19 protein-coding genes and 2 tRNA genes are annotated in these 19,315 nt (G+C 59.8%); 12 read left to right on the plus strand and 9 right to left on the minus strand.

The window, feature by feature from the left end:
- Window positions 1-42 precede the first annotated feature (42 nt).
- Both grrP and DXY10_RS08180 read right to left on the minus strand, forming a co-directional pair.
- Window positions 43-963, minus strand: a complete 921-nt coding sequence (gene grrP / locus DXY10_RS08170) for an extracellular substrate binding-like orphan protein GrrP (protein ID WP_115018374.1) — start codon at window positions 961-963, stop codon at window positions 43-45.
- A 721-nt stretch (window positions 964-1,684) separates the two neighbouring features.
- On the minus strand, window positions 1,685-1,870 hold the full coding sequence (locus DXY10_RS08180; RefSeq protein ID WP_115018377.1) for a hypothetical protein: 186 nt from the start codon (window positions 1,868-1,870) through the stop codon (window positions 1,685-1,687).
- Window positions 1,871-2,067: 197 nt separating this feature from the next.
- Here DXY10_RS08180 and DXY10_RS14575 point away from each other — a divergent pair, with 197 nt between their 5' ends.
- Together DXY10_RS14575 and DXY10_RS08190 are read left to right on the plus strand one after the other, a co-directional pair.
- Entirely contained in the window at window positions 2,068-2,232 is a 165-nt protein-coding gene (locus tag DXY10_RS14575) for a hypothetical protein (RefSeq protein ID WP_170955751.1), read from the plus strand.
- Between the two features lie 251 nt (window positions 2,233-2,483).
- Complete coding sequence (locus DXY10_RS08190) at window positions 2,484-2,738, plus strand: hypothetical protein (RefSeq protein WP_115018381.1); 255 nt, start codon at window positions 2,484-2,486, stop codon at window positions 2,736-2,738.
- A 384-nt stretch (window positions 2,739-3,122) separates the two neighbouring features.
- Here the strand turns inward: DXY10_RS08190 and DXY10_RS14580 are convergent, their stop codons facing one another.
- The 3 genes from DXY10_RS14580 to aroQ form a co-directional block, all read right to left on the minus strand.
- A complete protein-coding gene (locus DXY10_RS14580) occupies window positions 3,123-3,275 on the minus strand; it encodes a hypothetical protein (RefSeq protein ID WP_170955752.1) in 153 nt (50 codons plus the stop codon).
- Window positions 3,276-3,578: 303 nt separating this feature from the next.
- A complete protein-coding gene (locus tag DXY10_RS08195; RefSeq protein WP_115018382.1) occupies window positions 3,579-4,241 on the minus strand; it encodes a tRNA-(ms[2]io[6]A)-hydroxylase in 663 nt (220 codons plus the stop codon).
- Window positions 4,241-4,693: a type II 3-dehydroquinate dehydratase gene (gene aroQ / locus DXY10_RS08200; protein ID WP_115018384.1), complete on the minus strand. Its 453-nt coding sequence runs from the start codon at window positions 4,691-4,693 to the stop codon at window positions 4,241-4,243. The genes DXY10_RS08195 and aroQ overlap by 1 nt, the downstream gene beginning before the upstream one ends.
- A gap of 107 nt (window positions 4,694-4,800) precedes the next feature.
- Between aroQ and DXY10_RS08205 the strand changes: the two genes are divergently transcribed.
- Together DXY10_RS08205 and DXY10_RS08210 are read left to right on the plus strand one after the other, a co-directional pair.
- Window positions 4,801-4,882 (plus strand) — tRNA-Tyr (locus tag DXY10_RS08205).
- Between the two features lie 10 nt (window positions 4,883-4,892).
- A tRNA-Thr gene (locus DXY10_RS08210) sits at window positions 4,893-4,964 on the plus strand.
- A gap of 171 nt (window positions 4,965-5,135) precedes the next feature.
- Here the strand turns inward: DXY10_RS08210 and DXY10_RS08215 are convergent.
- On the minus strand, window positions 5,136-6,614 hold the full coding sequence (locus tag DXY10_RS08215; protein ID WP_371411138.1) for a glycoside hydrolase family 13 protein: 1,479 nt from the start codon (window positions 6,612-6,614) through the stop codon (window positions 5,136-5,138).
- Window positions 6,615-6,666: 52 nt separating this feature from the next.
- Here DXY10_RS08215 and glpK point away from each other — a divergent pair, with 52 nt between their 5' ends.
- Together glpK and DXY10_RS08225 are read left to right on the plus strand one after the other, a co-directional pair.
- A complete protein-coding gene (gene glpK / locus DXY10_RS08220; RefSeq protein ID WP_115018386.1) occupies window positions 6,667-8,184 on the plus strand; it encodes a glycerol kinase GlpK in 1,518 nt (505 codons plus the stop codon).
- Entirely contained in the window at window positions 8,181-9,749 is a 1,569-nt protein-coding gene (locus DXY10_RS08225; protein ID WP_115018388.1) for a glycerol-3-phosphate dehydrogenase/oxidase, read from the plus strand. The genes glpK and DXY10_RS08225 overlap by 4 nt, the downstream gene beginning before the upstream one ends.
- Here DXY10_RS08225 and DXY10_RS08230 read toward each other — a convergent pair.
- A complete protein-coding gene (locus DXY10_RS08230; protein WP_115018389.1) occupies window positions 9,733-11,424 on the minus strand; it encodes an alpha-amylase family protein in 1,692 nt (563 codons plus the stop codon). The genes DXY10_RS08225 and DXY10_RS08230 overlap by 17 nt on opposite strands.
- A 101-nt stretch (window positions 11,425-11,525) precedes the next feature.
- Here DXY10_RS08230 and DXY10_RS08235 point away from each other — a divergent pair, with 101 nt between their 5' ends.
- Both DXY10_RS08235 and DXY10_RS08240 read left to right on the plus strand, forming a co-directional pair.
- On the plus strand, window positions 11,526-12,926 hold the full coding sequence (locus DXY10_RS08235; protein WP_115018391.1) for an aldehyde dehydrogenase family protein: 1,401 nt from the start codon (window positions 11,526-11,528) through the stop codon (window positions 12,924-12,926).
- Between the two features lie 57 nt (window positions 12,927-12,983).
- The gene (locus DXY10_RS08240) at window positions 12,984-14,084 is read left to right on the plus strand and encodes a LysM peptidoglycan-binding domain-containing protein (protein ID WP_115018393.1); all 1,101 of its coding nucleotides are present in this window, start codon (window positions 12,984-12,986) and stop codon (window positions 14,082-14,084) included.
- A 12-nt stretch (window positions 14,085-14,096) separates the two neighbouring features.
- On the opposite strand, the gene DXY10_RS08245 is transcribed toward DXY10_RS08240, so the two are convergent.
- Together DXY10_RS08245 and DXY10_RS08250 are read right to left on the minus strand one after the other, a co-directional pair.
- Window positions 14,097-15,575: an ATP-dependent DNA helicase RecQ gene (locus tag DXY10_RS08245; RefSeq protein ID WP_170955753.1), complete on the minus strand. Its 1,479-nt coding sequence runs from the start codon at window positions 15,573-15,575 to the stop codon at window positions 14,097-14,099.
- A 42-nt stretch (window positions 15,576-15,617) separates the two neighbouring features.
- On the minus strand, window positions 15,618-16,703 hold the full coding sequence (locus DXY10_RS08250) for a hypothetical protein (protein WP_115018395.1): 1,086 nt from the start codon (window positions 16,701-16,703) through the stop codon (window positions 15,618-15,620).
- Window positions 16,704-16,774: 71 nt separating this feature from the next.
- Here DXY10_RS08250 and DXY10_RS08255 point away from each other — a divergent pair, with 71 nt between their 5' ends.
- From DXY10_RS08255 to mtnC, 4 genes are read left to right on the plus strand one after another with little or no spacing between them, the layout of a single operon-like run.
- Window positions 16,775-16,984 carry a photosystem I reaction center subunit IV gene (locus tag DXY10_RS08255; protein ID WP_115018397.1) on the plus strand — a complete coding sequence of 70 codons (210 nt, stop codon included), beginning with the start codon at window positions 16,775-16,777 and terminating at the stop codon, window positions 16,982-16,984.
- 5 nt (window positions 16,985-16,989) lie between these two features.
- Window positions 16,990-17,856, plus strand: coding sequence for a DNA-formamidopyrimidine glycosylase (locus DXY10_RS08260; RefSeq protein ID WP_115018399.1), 867 nt, complete (start codon window positions 16,990-16,992; stop codon window positions 17,854-17,856).
- 38 nt (window positions 17,857-17,894) lie between these two features.
- Entirely contained in the window at window positions 17,895-18,500 is a 606-nt protein-coding gene (gene mtnB, locus DXY10_RS08265; RefSeq protein ID WP_244282108.1) for a methylthioribulose 1-phosphate dehydratase, read from the plus strand.
- Window positions 18,497-19,252: an acireductone synthase gene (gene mtnC, locus DXY10_RS08270; protein ID WP_115018400.1), complete on the plus strand. Its 756-nt coding sequence runs from the start codon at window positions 18,497-18,499 to the stop codon at window positions 19,250-19,252. Before mtnB ends, mtnC begins: the two co-directional genes overlap by 4 nt.
- Window positions 19,253-19,315: the final 63 nt, after the last annotated feature.

Below are 19,315 nucleotides of genomic sequence, written 5' to 3' on the forward strand. Positions count from 1 at the left end.
GTCAAAGAAACACGACGTAACTGGAGAAGAGCGCGCGTGGCGCTACTTGTTGCTGAACTGTGCAGTGGTCGACAGAACCATCCGGAAGAAAGTGCTGATCTTCTGATCGCTCAGGTCAATGGCGCTGTCGCTTCCGATCCAGCGATTGATTTCCGAACGCACCGCAGGATCGTTGTCGATGTAGGCAGAGAGCAGACGACCGATCGCCAGATTGCTGACGTTGAGTAAATGGGGCGTGGAATCACCCACGACACAGCCCACGCCTGAGCGGCTGTAGGCCCGGTCAGGAACCAACGCATCATCGGGAGCGGTCGCCTGTCGATTGGCCTTCAACCAGAGACTGTCACCACCAAGGAAGGACACATCACCATTCTTGAGGCCTGCTAGAGCCTGCTCAGGAGTATCGAAGAACTGAAACTGAGCGTCGTCAAGCGACCGTGCCAACACATCGGCAGCAACCGTGTTCTGGACAACACCAATGGTCTTGCCCTGGAGACTGCCTGGAGTGCCATCGTTGCCCTCGGGGGCTAACACCCGCACACCACCATTGGCGAAGGGGATGGTGAAATCAAGCGTGCGCTGACGCTCCCAACTGAATGCCACACCACAGGCGATATCTGCAGCACCGGAGCGAATTTTGTCGAGCCCTTCTCGGGCTGATGTCACCGCAACCGGTTCGATCGCGAAGCTGTCGGCCTTGGCATGGGGCGCCGTTTTCATCTGATCACGGATCGCCTCCAGCACAACAAAAGACAGGCCGTCATAGTTGTCGCCATTCTTCTGAACCATCGGCAAGGCATCACCGATCACCACGGCCCGCAAGCTTCCGGTTTCAAACGCGTTAGCTGTGGCCTGTGCTGCCTTAGACCCGCCATCCGACTCGGCGGCGGGCTTCTGACAGGCCACCACTGCCATGGCCGAGAGAGCGAGCAATCCGCATGTGGCCGTCTTCCGCAAACCCATTGTGCTGACCTTCGAATGAGATCCAACAGACCTCAGATCTAGACAGAGAAGCCAGAAGCGACCACAGATCAGATCTGAACCAGCACGATCGGGATCAGAACGGCAACTCAGCTGCCGTCAGTTCATACAGATGAAACGAAGCCCACTCTGAGCCCAGGCATCCGTGCGCCTTCGCAATGCACCCACCAACCTCTCCAGCCATGACATCAAGAATGGTGCGGTATGGAACCTGCAGTCGCGAGACGATCGGAAAAGTCGCCAAAGGCACGGACGTGCGCAGCAGTTTGCACCAGGGTTATGACTGACCCAATCTCCTCTGGTGTCCATGTCATTCCACGACTCAAACACGGCTCAGCAGAAGAAATCCGAGGCCGGAAAAACAGGGGCTGCCAAGCAGAACACACTCCTGGCTCGACCGATTTACCCAGGGACACGCGGAACGTCTCACCCTTCCGCCTAATCCAGTGCACTCAGCGGCGAACCAAGTGCTCACCAAGCATGGGCACTTGGTTCGCCCGACCACGGCAGTTCGCCAAACTGCTCCTGCTCACAAGCCAGTCCTTCTGGATCTCGTGCTTCACGCGGCTGAACGAGCAACCCTTCACATCAGAGGGACCGGCCAACGCAATAAGGCGCCTTTCCAGATGCAACAGAACGAGGCCTTCACAGTGCACCAAGCCGAGCTGCCTCAACAGTGCATCAGGGCCGCAACAACCCTGATTTAGATCGCGGCACTCTGGAACGAGTACTCAGCGAGGCATCGAAACACTTCTTGCTTCTTTTGAAGCAGAAACTCCTGCTCGCTTGGGTCACCTCCGCCCCAACTTTTAAGCGCATCGCAGGTCGTCTTGTATTCGAGTCGCAAGGCATTGAGGTCGTAGGAGAAAGAAGCAACGGTCTCATCCATGGCATCGAAAAAAGAATGGCCAAATTATTACAAGACACTTCATCTCCTTGACGTATCAAGGGCGACTCTCCTCGATTCGGACGATGGACGATAACCGCAGGCCGCGCGCACCGCGATCCAGCCAAGGTGTGGGTATCTCCGTCACGGCCAGCAGCCAGTGTTGGCCACAGTTTCTGGGTTCGTTCATTCGCTTTGACATGACCACCGAAATTCGCAATTGGGCCGTTGTTGCGGCAGCGATGGAAGCCCAAGGAGCCACCCACAGCGAGATGTATCGCCGCGCCAAAGCGCTTGCAGAAGGCCAGTCCGACCCGATGCCGACCAGCTTCCCAGCGGCACCCTTAAGCATCTCCGCTGCTTGAGCACCTCGCTATCAGCCCACTAGATCGAAACGCCTCGAGCTTCGGCTCGGGGTGTTTTTTTTGACCAGCATCGTTGCCTCAGCCAACCCGAATCCAGGCCCTGGGGCGATCCTTGCCCCACCAGGAATCGAACGGACCGGAAGGGCAATTAAGCCACAACATCCAGCACCAAGACGGGGCAGCATGTAAAACCTGCTACTCCACAAAAGCTTGAACCGGAGCTAAAGTGAACCAAGACAGACTGGTACTTGATGCAAGCATTGCTCTTTCTTGCGCTTGCGCTTTTTAACATCGCCCTAGTCATTCATCTAAGCGAGAAAGTTCGTCAATACATCAACAACTGGCGTCATTACAAGCGCCTGGTTAACGACCATCCCGAGATGAATAGTGTCGATCCAGATCAAGGCTTAATCGTGTTTGAAAGCGATGATGCTCTCCGCGCTCTCGTACTCGATAACGACCAACCCGGGGCAAACGAACCTTTCTACGTCGCCGAAGACGAGTAGCCGTCAGAAACCACGCCAAGCAAAACCGCGGCGGCACAAACTCAATTCGGCCAAGAGCTCAAAAGCTGAGCTCTAACCAGTCAGGAATTCAAACATTCCCAGAACGTCAATTCCTCCTCTGAAACACAAGAGAATCACAAAGGCGATGATTCCAGCATTCAGAGCCAGAAATGCAGAAACGGTTTTCAACTCATCGCTCATACACAGATGCTCGCAAAGACCGCAAAACACCCGAGGGTCGAAATCTTTTGCAATGCCAAAGATCTATCCATTCGACAGGCTTGACCTCAGCATGTGCGGCGCCACGTCAGAGCCTCACTCCACCCCCCTTCTGGATTGCAAGGCAGCAGGAGATGACGTTGGATCTGGAGCCAGCGACAACCATCAGTCGTCGTGCTCATTCTCGACAACATCAACATCCACTACTTGCCCATCCTCATTGGCCTCACTCTTGATCTCCTTCACTCCACGCAGAAGCCCTTTAACAAGACGGCTCAAGAAGTAGACCGTCAGGGCTAGCCAGAGGATCTTGATCATCAACGCCCAGCCACAACAAGCATCAGGCCTCCACTGTGAGACGCATCACCGCTGGAAGGCAATGAGCATGAAGACGGGTCAGCAGCGCTAACACTCTCCAGCACAGGCTGGACTCGCCGATCAACCGGCCTTCCTGCCTTCAATAAAAAGGAGCCCTCCCCCCAGAAGACTCCCAGACTCGACGCACCGACCACCAACAGGCCGGCTAAGTAATTTTGCTGTGCCATCCCGATACAAAAAGTCGCCAAAAGCACGGTCTAGAGGGTTCCTCCAAACAACATGCCAAGAGCGAAGGCAGCTGCATTAGGGGCTAACCACCCCAACGGAATGCATGCGAACATCCACCGGATTCTCCAACTCTCCAGTCAGGATCTGGGCTTCATGCGCGGCCAACTGCTCCAAACGAGGTATCACGACGGACCGATCCCAACGCTCTTCGCACAGCATCCAGTAGAGACCGAAGTGGCGGGCCTCGCTAGCCAGTAACGCTCCATAGAGCTGCCGTAACTCCTGATCAGGACTGTGCTCTGCAAGCAATGCCATGCGCTCATGGCTGCGCGCCTCGATCAGACCGGCGACGAGAAAGGAATCCAGCATGCGGTCCGGCTCGGGCCGGCGCACCTGTTTCGCCAGCTTCGCGCCGTAACCCGGTGAAGGCAGAGGCTCGAGGTAACGCCCTCGTCCCTTAAGCACCGCTAGCACCTGCTCAAAATGCTGGAGCTCCTCGCGAGCAAGTGGGCTCAGGGCTTCCCCAAGGCCAGGCTCACACAGGTATCGAAACATCAGCTGCACGGCCGCACCCGCAGCCTTTCGCTCGCAATGGGCATGATCGATGAGCACTTCGATCGGCCTGGCATTGGCTTGATCCAGCCATGAAGCACTGGTGGGAGCGGCGAGCCAGCGGATACTTGCGACAGTTTTTTGAAGGCTCTGATCACCAGCCTGAGCAGGAGACAAGAGCACCATCAAACCGCCTCTTTCACACGAGCCCGCAGATGGCCAACCAGTCCATCGAGAGCCAGGCGATAGCTGTCGGCGCCGAAGCCACAGATCACACCCACAGCCTGATCGGCCAGATACGACTGATGGCGAAAGGGCTCCCGTGCATGGATGTTGCTCAGATGCAGTTCCAGATAGGGAATCGCCACTCCCAACAAGGCATCCCTTAGAGCGATCGAGGTGTGGGTGTAAGCGCCGGCATTGATCATGATCCCATCCACCTGGCCCATCGCCTCGTGGATGCGATCCACCAGAGCTCCCTCAAAATTGCTCTGGAAGCAGTCCAGCTCCACGCCGAGATCACTGGCTTGGAGCGCCAGCGCAGCTTCAATCGCTGGAAGAGTCGCAGATCCATACAACCCTGGTTCGCGCTTCCCCAGCAGGTTGAGATTGGGGCCATTAAGCAAGAGCAGGCGCATGGCCCTCACGCGGACTGAATTGAATCTGATCGTATCGAGCTTCTGGTTCTTGCCCTGATCAACGAAGAAAATGGCAGACCGGCTGGTAAATTCTCTGGGTGTGGTTCGGGTCGGTGCCCGAGTGGTTAATGGGGGCGGACTGTAAATCCGCTGGCTCTGCCTACGTTGGTTCAAATCCAACCCGGCCCATCCTCCACATGCCCTTGTAGCTCAGCGGTAGAGCACTCCCTTGGTAAGGGAGAGGTCTCGAGTTCAAGTCTCGACAAGGGCTTCTTCTCCACCCCCTGGCACCGGGGGTGGATCTTGTTGATTGATTCAAATCGATTGCGTGGGGCATGGCCGTTGAAGCGTTTGCGCCTTGACACCCGTCAGTGGCAACGCAAGGTTCCGATTGATGGCGTCCATGCCGACACCAAAGATCTGAGCCATCGCCTGGATGTCGTCAGTCCGAACAGCCTGAGCCTCCTGTGCCTTGGCTCAACAGCACCGCCGATTGCGGAGACAGTGTCAAGGGTGAAGGCCCAGCGGCCCCGCTCAGCAACTCGCAGTCGAGCGTTGCGTCTGATGCCTGACTAACAAGCTGAGGATCCAGAGTCAGGACCCGCTGCCGACTGCGGTTGAGGCCAACCGCCAAGCCGGGGGCGAGACCGATCAGCCCATCGCGGCCCTGAGGATGCCAACACAATCCGCCCTTCCTGAGGATCGGGAAGCGACGACGCAACTGCAAAAACGCCTGGATCGCAGAGCACAAGTCATGCGGCCAGGGCTGCCCCCAAGGCATGGCTTCGCGGCACTCAGGCTCCTCACCACCCCGCAATCCTGCTTCAGTGCCGTAATAGATGCAGGGCGCTCCAGGCTGGAGGATCAACAACAACAAGGCGAGGCGCAACGCGGCTGCATCTCCCTTAAGCGTGTGCAATGCCCTGGGGACATCATGACTATCAAGCAGGTTCAGCTGGGCAGCGTTGACCTCAGGCCGGCAGCTGTCCTGGGTGGCCGTCCAAATCGCGAGCAGCGCGTCAGCGTCAAGCGGCTCCAGCGGATATTGAGGGTTGTTGTAGGCCTCTGATAATCGTCCTGCCGCGGCCCAGCAAAGACTGCTCCAACCGAGGCGATAGTTCATCACACCGTCGAACTGATCCCCTTGCAACCAAGGAACCGCATCACCCCAGATCTCCCCAACAATCCAGGCCTCCGGATTGACCGATCGCGCCATGCGCCGAAATGAAATCCAAAACCCAGAAGGAACCTCATCAGGCACATCCAGTCGCCAGCCATCAATGCCTCGCTCGAGCCAATGGCGTCCCACTTGCAAGAGAAAATCCTGCACCGGAGGATGCGCGTGATTGAACTTGGGCAGGGCCGGATCATTCCACCAACAGCTGTATCCGCACGACTCTCCGGTGCGGGGATAGGGATGCAGGGGCCAATGGTGGATGTGAAACCAATCCCGATAAGGAGACGTGATGCCGTTTTCCAGTAAATGGTGAAACGCCCAAAAGCCCCGGCCGCAATGGTTGAACACGCCATCCAGGATCAAGCGCATCCCGCGGCGATGCAGCTCCGCAAGCAATGCATCGAAGGCCTGATCACCCCCAAGCAGCGGATCCACCTTGAGGTAGTCGTAGGCGTGGTAGCGGTGATTGGCGGCCGAGGCGAAGATCGGTGTGAGGTACAGACAGGTCACTCCCAGTCCCTGCAGGTGATCAAGGCTTTCGATCACGCCCCAGAGATCACCACCTTGAAAGCCCTGGAGCATGGGGTCGCTTCCCCAGGGCTGCCACTGCAGCCCAGCCACCTGTCGCTGCTGAGACGCGATTGGCGTCACCCCAGCGCGCCGAAAACGATCGGGGAAGACCTGATAGACCACGGCATCCGGGACCCAAGCAGGTGGTAGTGCAAACGCATCACTCAAAGCCAACCACCTTTGCAGGAGCGTGCCCCACCGCTAGCACTTGAAAAACGAGTCGGCCATGGCAGCAACGCCTCTCCTCCTGGCGCTAGACCAGGGCACCAGCAGTTCACGTGCAGCCCTGTTTGACAGCAGTGGAACGCTGGTGGCAAGCGCTTCTGCCCCCCTCGCGATCCGCTATCCCGCCGATGGCTGGGTGGAACAGGATCCCTTGGCGATCTGGGAGAGCCAGCGCCAGGCCATGGCGCAGCTGGAGTCAATGCTGACTGACGAGCAGCGTCGGTCCGTGACCTGCTGTGGCATCACCAACCAGAGGGAAACCACGGTGCTGTGGCAACGCAGTAACGGAGCCCCGTGCGGCCCAGCCCTGGTCTGGCAAGACGGACGAACCGTCGACATCTGTCGTCAGTGGAAAGATCAAGGCCTCGAAGCCAACTGGTGCCACCGCACAGGCCTGTTACTTGACCCCTATTTCAGCGCCAGCAAGATTCGCTGGCTGCTGCTGCATGAACCAACAGCCCGCGCTGCCGCAGAGCGCCACGACCTCTGCTTTGGCACCGTCGAAAGCTGGCTTCTCTGGCATCTCAGTGGCAGACGGCTGCACTACTCAGACATGAGCAATGCCAGTCGGACCCTCCTGATGGATTTGGAACAGCGCCAATGGATGGAGCCGTTCTGTGATGCAGTGACCTTGCCGAGTTCAGCCCTACCCGAGCTGGTGCCGTGCCGCGGTAACTTCGGCGCCATCAGCGAGGGCCTGCCCTTTGCCGGCGTTCCGATCAGAGCCCTGCTGGGAGATCAGCAGGCCGCCACCCTCGGCCAGCTCTGCCTCGAAGCGGGGGAAGCGAAATGCACCTATGGCACTGGGGCTTTCCTGGTGGTGAATACCGGCTCAGAGCTACGCCGATCCAATGCTGGATTGCTCACCACGCTGGCCTGGACCGATGCCGACGGCACCCCCACGTACTGCCTGGAGGGCAGCCTGTTCAATGCGGGCACCGTGGTGCAGTGGCTGCGGGATGGCTTGGGACTGATTCGTGAAGCCGCTGAGATCAATGCGCTAGCCGCCAGTGTCGACTCTGCGGCAGGGGTGATGTTGGTGCCGGCATTCACAGGTTGGGGAACGCCCCACTGGGACCCCAGCGCACGTGGCCTCCTCATCGGCCTGACCCGCGACAGCCAACCTGGTCACATCGCCCGCGCGGCCCTGGAAGGGATTGCTCTGTCAGTAGCCAGCCTCGTGCAGCTCGCCGAACAATCGATTGGCCATGGCCTGGGGGAACTGGCTGTGGATGGCGGTGCTGCCGCTTCCGATCCCCTACTGCAGGCCCAAGCCGACAGCACCGGCCTGCGGGTGAGACGTCCTGCCAGCCTCGAGAGCACAGCACGGGGCGTCGCCCTTCTGGCAGGTGCAGAGGCCGGGGTGATCGCAGATCTGCGCGACCTGGTACCCGCCAAGATGGAAGGAGGAGACCTGTTCAAGCCCGGCCTCGACAGCAACCAGCGTCAGCGCTGGTGCGAACGCTGGGATGAGGCCGTGCGCCGCAGCCTGCACTGGAGCGAAGGAGGGCAGGGATGAGCGACCCCCTCGACCTTTTGATCATCGGTGGGGGTGCCAGTGGCGCCAGCGTGGCCTATGAAGCCGTTTGCCGCGGCCTTCGGGTCGCCCTCCTAGACGGAGCCGACATCGGCGCTGGCACGAGTTGCCGCAGCACCAAGCTGCTGCACGGCGGGGTGCGCTATCTAGAACTGGCCTTCAAAACCGCCGACCCGGCCCAGTTTCGCCTGGTGCGTGAAGCCCTCTTGGAACGCGGCCACTGGTTAGAACAGGCTCCGTTTCTTGCCCACAGACTCGAGCTAGCCCTACCAACCACCAACTTGGTGGGACAGGGTTATTACCGGATTGGCCTGGGCCTTTATGACGCCCTGGCAGGGCGAACAGGTATCGGCGCCAGTCGCTGCCTTTCCAAAGCGCAACTTCACCAGGCTCTTCCCTTGCTGAAGCCTGGGCTCAATGGTGGGGTCGCCTACAGCGATGGGCAATTCGACGATGCCCGTCTCAACCTTCTGCTGGCGCTCAGCGCCGAACAAGCCGGTGCACAGCTCCACACAGGTTGCCGTGTGACCAAGCTGGAGAAGACCCCTGAAGGACGCATTTGCGGTGCCATCAGCATCACGGCTGATGGCCGCGAACAACGTTGGAGCGCGCGGGTGGTGGTCAATGCCACAGGCATGCAATCCGACGCAATCCGGCGCATGGCCGATCCCGACTTAGCAGAGCGCATGCTCACGAGCAGAGGCGTGCACCTGGTGCTGAAGGCCAACCTCTGCCCGGAGGGAGTCGGCCTGCTGCTGCCCGCCACCGATGACGGTCGGGTGCTGTTCATGCTGCCGTTCTTTGGCCGAACCCTTGTCGGCACCACCGACACGGCTTGTGACATCGCGACCGCCTCAGCTCCCTCCGCCGAGGAGCAGGAGTATCTGCTCGCTTATGTGCGTCGCTGGTTTCCCCAGCTCAGCGATCTCAGCGTCGGCAGCTGCTGGGCTGGTGGCCGCCCCCTGCTGCGGCCTTCGGGCGACGACCGCAGCAGCAGTCGGGTCGTGCGTGAACACGAGGTTGAAACCCTGCCAAGCGGGCTGGTGAGCGTGATGGGGGGGAAGTGGACGACCTGCAGACCCATGGCAATCGACACCCTCGAGGCCGTGGCCGCGCAACTTGAAAGACCGTTGCCGCCCCGGCAAGCGCTGCCTCTGCTGGGCTCCGCCACGGTGCCCGGGCAGACCAGTGCCCTGTTGAGCCAGCAACGGCAGGAGCTGGAGGCACTGCTTCCGAACACGGTCTTGCGCACCGCTCAAGCCAACCATCTGCACAGCAACTTCGGCTTGCGGGCCCCAGCCTTGGTGGGTGGCTGGAGCGAGAGCGATCGCCAACCTCTCAGCGAGGTCATCCCCATCTGCCGAGGCGAACTCCAGCACGCCATCCACTCCGAACACGCTCGCAACGCGACCGATGTACTGGCCCGACGCTGCCGGTTGGCGATGGTGGATCAGAGCGAAGCCGAGCGGCTCGTGCCTCTCGTGAATGAGCTATTGGAGAACCAGGGGCATGCAGCCTGCGGGCCGAGCCTCAACCTTGCGCACTGACCGATTGGTCCTGCTGGACCGATTCCTGATCGGCTTCCTCATCCACTTCCCCGATCAGCCACCAGCTGAAGCCATGGGCAGGCAGATAAACAAACCAATTCCGATCCGCCTCAGGGAATTCACTGCCCCAGAGCACCTCCCGTGTGCGCTGGCCCTGCCAGCGGCTCAAATCCAAGCGAAGCGAGGCGCCGGCAGCCGAGAGATTGGCAGCCACCAACACGGTCATCGACTCACTGGTTCGCACGTAAACAATGACTGCCGGATGACTGCAATCCAGCAACTCAAAACCTCCGTGCCGCAAGGCCGGAAGCAATCTCCGACAAGTGAGCATGCGGCGATGCCAATTGAGCAGTGACCCCTGCAATTGCTTCTGAACCTCCACGTTCACAACCCGGTGGTGATAACCAGGAGCCGTGATCGAGGGCAGCACCAGTAAGGGGTCAGGTGCGGTTGAGAAGCCGCCGTTGCGAGCTGGGGTCCAGGCCATCGGCGTGCGATTGGGATCCCGATCCCGTAAGCCAGGCCAATCGCCCATCCCCAGCTCATCGCCGTAATAGAGGCAAGGCATTCCAGGCAGGCTGTAGATCAGCGCATGCAGCACCCGATTGGAACCGGGATCACCGTTCAGGAGCGGAGCCAACCGGCGATTGATGCCCCAGTTGAGCCAATGCCCCTGGCCCTGATGCAAGCCAGCTCTGATGGTCTGCACCACGTCATCACTGACCAGGTGACCATCCCCTAGCCAAAGCTCGTCGTGGTTTCGCAAGGGCAGAGCCCAGCGACAACCCTGCACAGCCTCCTGTGCTTGATCCAGGCAAACGCGCAGAGCCTCAGTACGACCACTGGCAATGGCCGCGAACAGATGGGCGGTGAGCGCGAAATTGAACGCCCCGTGCAGCTCGTCGTCCTGCAGATACGGAGCCGCCTCATCAACCGGCTGGATCGCTTCGGCCAGCAGCAGCACCTCCCGGCTGTGGGCATCCACCCGTTTCCGCAGTCGTTTCAAAAACGTATGCGTGGCCGGCAAGCCCTCACAGCGCGATCCCTCCTCTTCAAAGAGAAAGGGAATGGCATCAAGGCGAAAGCCATCCACACCGCGGTCGATCCAAAAGTCGACCACCTCGAGCATCGCCTCCTGCACCAGAGGGTTCTCGTAATTCAGGTCGGGCTGATGACTGAGAAAACGATGCAGGTAATACTGCTGAGCCACTTCATCCCATTCCCAATTCGAAGATTCGAAATGGCGAAAGAGGACAGGTGCATCGGCATAACGCTGGGGGTCATCGCTCCAGACGTAGACATCCCTTTCAGGACTGCCCTTAGCCGCCCAGCGGGCCCGCTGGAACCAAGGGTGCAAGGTACTGGTGTGATTCAGCACCAGATCGAGCACCACCTTGATGCCGTGCTTGTGAGCAGCAGTGAGAAAACGATGGAAGGCTGAAAGGTCCCCCAGGTCGGGATGAATCTCGGTGAAATCGGTGATGTCGTATCCACCGTCCTGAAGGGGCGAGGGATAGATCGGCGTCAACCACAGAGCATCCACCCCAAGCCAGCGCAAATAGGGGAGGCGCCCAGCCAATCCTTGAAGATCACCGATGCCGTCGCCATTGCCGTCGGCATAACTGCGCACGATCAGCTCGTAGATCACGGCGCCGTTCCACCAGGGCTGCTGCATTCCGTTCTGCGTTAGCCAATCCCATAGCTAGACCCGGATCAGACCGACGTCAGCCCTTTCGCCCGGATGAATTGCCAGCATGGCGCCGTAACGGTTGGCCCATGACGCTCAGTTCACCGCCTGCACCCCAGAATTTGCCGGACTTGCCTTCGCTTCGAGGGCTGGTCGTCCATGGTGCAACCCGCGGGGAAGCCTGGCGTCGCAAGCAACTGCAGACGATGCGCGCCCTGCTCGATCAACACGAGGGCGAGATCCTCGAGGCCCTGCGGGCAGATCTGGGCAAACCCACAACGGAAGGGATGGTGGAGGTGCTCGCCCTTCGGCAAGAGCTGCGGCTCTGTGACACGCAACTGCGCCGCTGGATGCGCCCACGCCGGGTCCCGGTCCCGCTACCGCTGCAACCGGGCAGGGCCGAAGTCATCCGCGAACCCCTCGGCTGCGTCCTGATCATTGGCCCCTGGAACTATCCCTTCCATCTCACCCTGCAACCACTGATCAGCGCCCTTGCAGCAGGCAACACCGCCGTGGTCAAGCCCTCAGAGCAGGCTCCAGCCACAGCTGCCCTCATCGAACGGCTGCTTGGCAGCGCCTTTGACCCTGAGGTGGTGCGGGTGGTGCAAGGCGACGGGTCCACAGCAGCTGCCCTGGTGGATCAGGGCTATGACCACATCTTCTTCACTGGCGGAGGCAGCATTGGTGCCAAGGTGATGGCTGGAGCAGCAAGGCATCTCACACCGGTCACCCTGGAGCTGGGCGGCAAAAGCCCCGCGATCGTGCTGACAGGTGCTGATCTCGCCGTCACAGCACGACGACTGATCTGGGGGAAAGGGCTGAATGCAGGCCAGACCTGCATCGCCCCCGACTACCTACTGGTTGAAGACAGCCTGCGGGATCCCCTGGTGAAAGCCCTTGCAGCGGCCCGAGTCGATCTCTATGGGACTGACCCAGTGGAATCAAGCGACCTCGGCCGGATCATCAACGACCGTCAGTATCAACGGCTAGAGGCTCTTCTCAATGGAGCCCGTGCCAATGGCCAGGTCCTGATCGGCGGCGAAAGCGATGCCAACAGCCGGCGAATCGCCCCAACCGTGCTGACGGTGAACACGCTTGAAGATCCGTTGATGCAAGAAGAACTGTTCGGACCGCTGCTACCGCTGATCGCTGTTCGCGATCTGGCCATGGCGATGGAACGGATCCGCCGCCTGCCCAAACCCTTGGCCCTCTATCTCTTTGGCGGGAAGCAGCATCAGCAGCACGAGCTGCTGATGGGCACCAGCTCAGGCGGTGTGTGCTTTAACGACGTGGTGATGCAGGTGGGTATTCCAGACCTGCCCTTTGGTGGCGTGGGGCCCAGCGGGATGGGCAGCTACCACGGCGAAGCAGGCTTCCGCACCTTCTCCCACGAACGCTCCGTGCTGAGACGGCCATTTTTCCTCGATCTGCGCCTGCGCTACCCCCCCTACCGGCTGGGCCGGGATCTGATGCGACGCATCCTTGGCTGAATCGGGACTGGCGCCCTTGCTGAAGCACCTTATGGTTTGCCAAGAGGAAATAAGAACATGCGCCGAGCCCTGTTTGCAGCCCTGGCCCTGACGGCCTTGATGCCGCTTCAGGCCCTCAGCGGCACTGTCACGGTGCGACGTGGAGACACCCTTTCCGACATTGCCGACCGTTACGGGGTGTCGGTGGGATCGCTGATGCGTTTGAACGGATTGCGCAACTCCAATCATGTTGAAGCCGGGCAACGCCTCAGGGTGCCGGGCCCAACAGTCACAGCTGGGGCCGGCCGTCACACGGTGGCCCGTGGCGAAAGTCTGAGCACAATTGCCAGCCGTTATCGCGTCACCGAAAGAGATCTGATCACCCTCAACCATCTCCGCGATGCCAACCATGTTGAGGTGGGCCAACGGCTCCGGCTGCCCAGCAATGCAGTACTGCCCCAACCCAAAGCAGCCAAAACCAAACCTGTGCCGGTCAATCCGGTTCCGAACGCCAGCAGCCACACCATTGCGCGCGGCCAAACCCTGACCCAAATCGCCAAGGCTTACGAAGTCCCGGTTGCCTCCCTGGTGGACATCAATGGCCTCACTGATCCCAACAAGGTGAAGGTGGGCACCAAGCTGCTGCTGAGACAGGCACCCTCTGAGTCTGCCGCCAGCCTCAGCACCCAGTCGGTGATCGAACCCAGCCCCAGCAACAGCAACGCCACCAGCAACCAAGCCATCAGCACCGGCGTAGCTCCAGCGCGGGATGAGGTCACCTCTGCAAGAGAAACAGCGAGCTCCTCTTCAGTTGAAGAGGCCTCCGTCACCAGCGCCAGCGCCAACGCTGCTGTGCAGCCGGCCACCACAGCCAGCAAATCCGACCTGATCGCCAAGGCCTCCACCAAGCCAACTGCATCGGTAGCCCCCAATCAGGCCGACTGGCGCAGCTATGGCCCACTGAAAGTGGACTGGAGCAACTGGCAGACCATGGCGGGCAGTGATGTAGCCCCAACCCTCAATGCTGACGGCAAGCCCTTGTACATCGCTGTGAACTGCGGAGCGCGCAAGATCAACGTCACCGGAGCCAATGGCGCCTGGAAAACCTGGAATGCACCCCAAAACAACTACGAGCAGGATCTTGTCAAGGACCGATGCCGCCAGGGAAGCGGCTCCTGAGACAGCCTGCGCTCAGGCGACGTAGTGCAGCGGCCAAGGCTGGCGCAGAAATCGTCGACCGCTGTCCCTTAAGAACAGCCTCTGGGCCCCGTCATTGCTCTCGCTGATCAACTCTTCCTGGACCATCCGCCTGGTCAACCATCCCCAGCGCAGAGGTTCAACCTCGGCAAGAGTGTCACTGAGACTGCGGAGATCAGTGCCATGGTCTTTCTCCAAGGCCTGCAGCACAGCAAGAGCCGCTTCCGACCAATCATCACGAGGGAGAGTCTCCTGACAACGGTCGCAACGACCGCAGGGCGCAGCCAGTTCGCCGACCGCTAGCAATAACGCCTGCTGGCGGCACATCTCACCTTCCGCCACGGCTTCCATCCGTCGCAACTGCTGCTGCGCCAGTTCCACGCGACTGCGGTCCGCCTGCTGATCGGCCGACGCGTGGCGCAATGAAGCCTGCATCGCCCAACCGAGGCTGGTGCGATCACCCGGAGAGAACAGCACGATGCACTGAGCAGGGTGGCCATCACGGCCGGCCCGGCCAGATTCCTGGAGGTACCCCTCGGGGGTTGCGGGCAGATCGAGATGGAGCACAAGCCCCACATCACCTCGATCAACGCCCATACCGAAGGCCACCGTGGCCACCAGTACAGGCCTCTCGGCCTCCAGGAAGTGGCAGAGCGCTTGCTGACGCCGCCCGGGCTCCAAACCGGCGTGATAGGGGATCGCCTCAACCCCATTGGCCTCCAGGCGAACGGCCCAGCGCTCCACCGATCGCCTGGTGCGTGCGTAGATCAACGAGGCACCACGGGAGTTGTCCAGCGCTTTCAGCACTTGATCCAACGGATCCTTGGGGCGTCGGCGCATCACGTAATGGAGATTGTCCCGCTGGGCAGAAGCCACCTGCACCAGAGGACGCTGGAGATCGAGCAGGCGAAGGATGTCGGCTCGCACCCGCGGCGCGGCGGTCGCGCTGAGCGCCACCACTGGCACACCCTCACAAAGGGCACGAACGTCGCCCAGACGTCGATAGTCGGGGCGGAAATCATGCCCCCAGGCACTGATGCAATGGGCTTCATCCACAGCCAGCGCCACAAGCCGACCTTGGGCATGCGTCTTGGCGATCAGCTCCCGGATCTGCGCCGACTGAAGCCGTTCTGGGGCGAGATAGAGCAAGCGGAGCTCGCCTTCCACCAAAGCACGACAGACCTGTTGGCGATGCTCCGGCAGTAACCCCGCATGCAGACAGGCGGCAGGAATGTCACGGCTGCGGAGTTGTCGAACCTGATCCTCCATCAAGGCGACCAGTGGTGAAATCACCAGCACCAACCCCTGCTTGACGAGTGCCGGCAGCTGATAGCAAAGCGATTTACCACCACCGGTGGGCAGTACAGCCAGCGCATCCCTGCCAGCCAAGAGGGCTTCGATCACCGGCCGCTGGCCGGGCCGAAAATCATCCCAGCCGTAGTGGTCATGCAGCGTCGCCAGCAGCGGATCCAAACCACACCAGCGATAGGGCCCTCAGCTTAACGGCCACTACATCTAGGGGACCAACGGCGATTCCAGCTGCTCTGGCGACTCCTCAACCAATTGCAATCGCACCCGCTTGCCACCGGCCAGTTCACCTAACGAGACCCGCATGGTCGCGCCACTCAGGCTCTGCAGCGCCGAGAGCACATCGCGCAGGTAAGGAGTGCTGCTGCCGCTTTCGACCCACAGGCGCTCCTGCAGCCCCCCCAACCGACGCCAGGAGGTATGCAACTTGAGAACCGCCGACTCAAGCGCTTGGGCCTGGCCAACGGCATCGGCCAGCAATCCAAGGGCATCCAGGCGCTGCGCCTCCTGCATGGCCTTCTCAAGGTCCAGCTCCCCCTGCTGGAAGGCACGCACGGCCACACCACTCTCGGTGGCCTTCGTGATCCAACGAGCTGTACTGGTGACATCCTTGATCCGGTCGAGTTCAGGCTCATCGCGCAGCACCTTGCGCAGATCCTCCTGCTGCAGTTCTGGCAGCTTTGCGAGCTCCTTCACGAGCGGAGCCACCACTCTGGGTGGCAACAGATTTTGCTGGGTACGCTCGCGAATCTCCTCGGGCAGCAGGGGACTGGTCGCCGCCGTGAATTCATCGGTCAGCCTCCGCACCTGCTTGCGCGTGATCTCCTGGCCCTCATTGGCAGCTTCTGAAATCATCAGCTGCACTTCCGGGGCCGCCTGCGCCGTTTCAAGGAAGGCCCGCTTGGAGAAATGGTTCACACTCTCTTGCTCGAGCATGCCGCCCCCGACCAGATCTTCGGCGGATTCAGCGAGCTGGATCAGGCTGTAGGCCCGGGTCTTGCTGATTTCACGCTCGCGTAACCACTGCAGAAAGCCAGCACCACGCCCTTCGCCACCGCGTTTCTCACGATCGCGAACTGCCTTGAGGATGCGCCCCCTGAGGATCTCGGTCTGGAGGTCGAAACGATCACAGACTGCCCAGGCCTGGTCCAGCTGCTCAAGGAACTCCAGCGTGCTGATGTCATCCCGCTCAGGATCAGGGAGATCCATCTGCAGCATGGGGGGCTCAGGACTGAGACTGGAACTCACAGCGGCATCAGAGATGGAGCTGGATGCTGCCACGGCGAACGACATTGTGTGACGCTCACGGCGTGGGAGCACCCGCCCGGAGATATCGTCCCATTGCATCCCGTTCCTGCGCAGCGATGGCGATCTCCCGAGGTGACAAGGTGCGCATCAAGCGCCCTGAGTCCTACTGGTTCAACGATGTGGGCACTGTGGCCTCAATCGACAAATCCGGAATCCGTTACCCAGTTGTGGTTCGCTTTGAAAAGGTGAACTACAACGGCATCTCCGGCTCAGAAGGTGGCATCAACACCAACAACTTCGCTGAAGCTGAACTGGAAAAGGCCTGAGGCCATTGCCAGAACTGCCTGAAGTTGAGACGGTTCGCCGCGGATTGGCAGACCGTCTCAGTTCATTTCAGATTCACGATGTTGAAATCCTCCGGGACAGGGCCATTGCCAGTCCCGGAGGATCTTCTGTGTTCGCAGAAGGTCTCCGAGGAGCATGGGTCGGTCGGTGGCACCGACGCGGCAAATACCTCTATGCCGAACTGCACGACCACAGCGATGGCGACCAGACCGCCAGTCGAGGCCTTTGGGGCGTGCACCTGCGCATGACAGGCCAGTTTTTATGGCTGGATAGCGAACAGCAGCAGGAGCCCTGCCGCCATACACGAGTGCGCTTCTGGGACCCGAGCGGTGACGAACTGCGCTTTATTGACATGCGCAGCTTCGGCGAGATGTGGTGGGTTCCCCCCGAGTTGCCCGCTGAAGCAATCATCACCGGGCTGAAGAAGCTAGGGCCGGAACCCTTCAGCGACTCCTTCAATGGACGCTATTTAAAGCAACGACTAAAAGGCAGCAGCCGTTCGATCAAAGCGGCGTTACTGGATCAGAGCCTTGTGGCAGGAGCCGGCAATATCTACGCCGATGAAAGCCTTTTTGCAGCAGGAATCGATCCTCACACCACCGCCGGCTCACTCAACCGAGAGCAGCTCGATCGGCTGTGCGACTGCTTGATCGCCGTACTCCAACAAAGCATCGGTGCAGGCGGCACCACGTTCAGCGATTTTCGAGACTTAGAAGGCGTGAATGGCAACTACGGAGGCCAGGCAGCTGTCTACAGGCGAACAGGCAAGCCCTGCCACGTCTGTGGCACACCGATCCAGCGTGAGAAACTGGTGGGCAGAAGCACCCACTGGTGCCCCAACTGTCAGCACTGAGATCAATCAGGGCTATCGCAAGCGAGACGCAGCCGGTGGTGACGCCCCATCAGGATCTGATTAAAGCCATTCAGGATTTGCACCGGCGTGGATGGTGCGACGGCACAGGCGGAAATTTCAGCGTTGTCCTGCGCAAGCAGCCAACAACCCTGCTGATGGCACCAAGTGGAGTCGACAAGGGCAGAGTCGAAGCAAACATGCTGATCGAAGTGAATCACAACGGAGAGGTGCTCAGCGGCCTGGGGAAGGCGAGTGCGGAAACGTTGATGCACCTAACCATTGTCGAAACATGTGGCAGTGGTGCTGTGCTGCATACCCATTCGGCAAACGCAACGGTTGTGTCCAAACACGCAGTCAGCAAGGGATTCATCACTCTCGAGGGATGGGAAATGCTGAAGGGCCTCCGTGGCATCACCACCCACAACACCTGCATTGAGATACCGGTGATCGCCAATCATCAAGACCTCAAGATGATGTGCAAGCATGCTCAACCTTTGCTCGCCGATGCACCCTATGGCTTGCTTGTGGCTGGCCATGGCCTTTACGCTTGGGGCGAAACATTGCTCGAAGCAAGGCGTCATGTGGAAATCCTCGAGTTCCTACTAAAGCTGCACTGGAAAGAGCAATTGCTGAGGATGAGATGACTCAAACCACGCATCTACTACTCGATATCGAAGGCACAACATGCCCAATCAGCTTTGTGTCGTCTGTGCTATTCCCCTATGCAAAAAAGCAACTAGATCCCTACCTGATCTTGCATGGACACAACAAAGAAGTGCAGACTGTCATCACAGAAGCCTGGCAAGAATGGCGCATTGATCAAGACGAAACAAGCCAAAAGCTCTTACAGCAATCCCCAGCGGAAGAGGAAGACACGGCCCATCAAGCCATCAGCAACTATTTTCAGCACCTCATCAGCATCGACAGGAAATCGACCAGCCTGAAGGATCTCCAGGGACGCATATGGGAACAGGGATATCGAGATAGAGCGCTTCAAACCGAACTTTTCCCCGAAGCCCTGCAAGCACTTCGCAGCTGGAGAAGGACAGACTTAAAGCTTGCTGTGTATTCATCTGGCAGCATCAATGCCCAGAAACTGCTCTACCAATACACGCCAGAGGGAGACATCAGAGATCTATTCTGCGCTTGGTTTGACACCCATACCGGCCCCAAGAAGGCAAGTGGCTCTTACATCAACATCGCAAAGCAGCTCGGCATTCGCTCCAAGCAGATCACGTTTATCAGCGACAACAAGGCGGAGTGTGATGCAGCAGAGGAGGCAGGCCTAAGAACACTATTTAGCCTTCGAGACAACAACCCCGATCAGAATCCAGGTCAGCACTGCGTGATTCGGTCACTCAGCGAAGTGCTTTCACAGCTACAACTGTCGAACTGAGGCAAACTGCGCATCGCGTCGATGCGTGACGGCTGCGAGGCCATCCATCGCGTGGCCTGTTCC

Origin of the sequence: Synechococcus sp. UW140, assembly GCF_900474295.1 — a bacterium.
GTDB lineage: Bacteria > Cyanobacteriota > Cyanobacteriia > PCC-6307 > Cyanobiaceae > Synechococcus_C.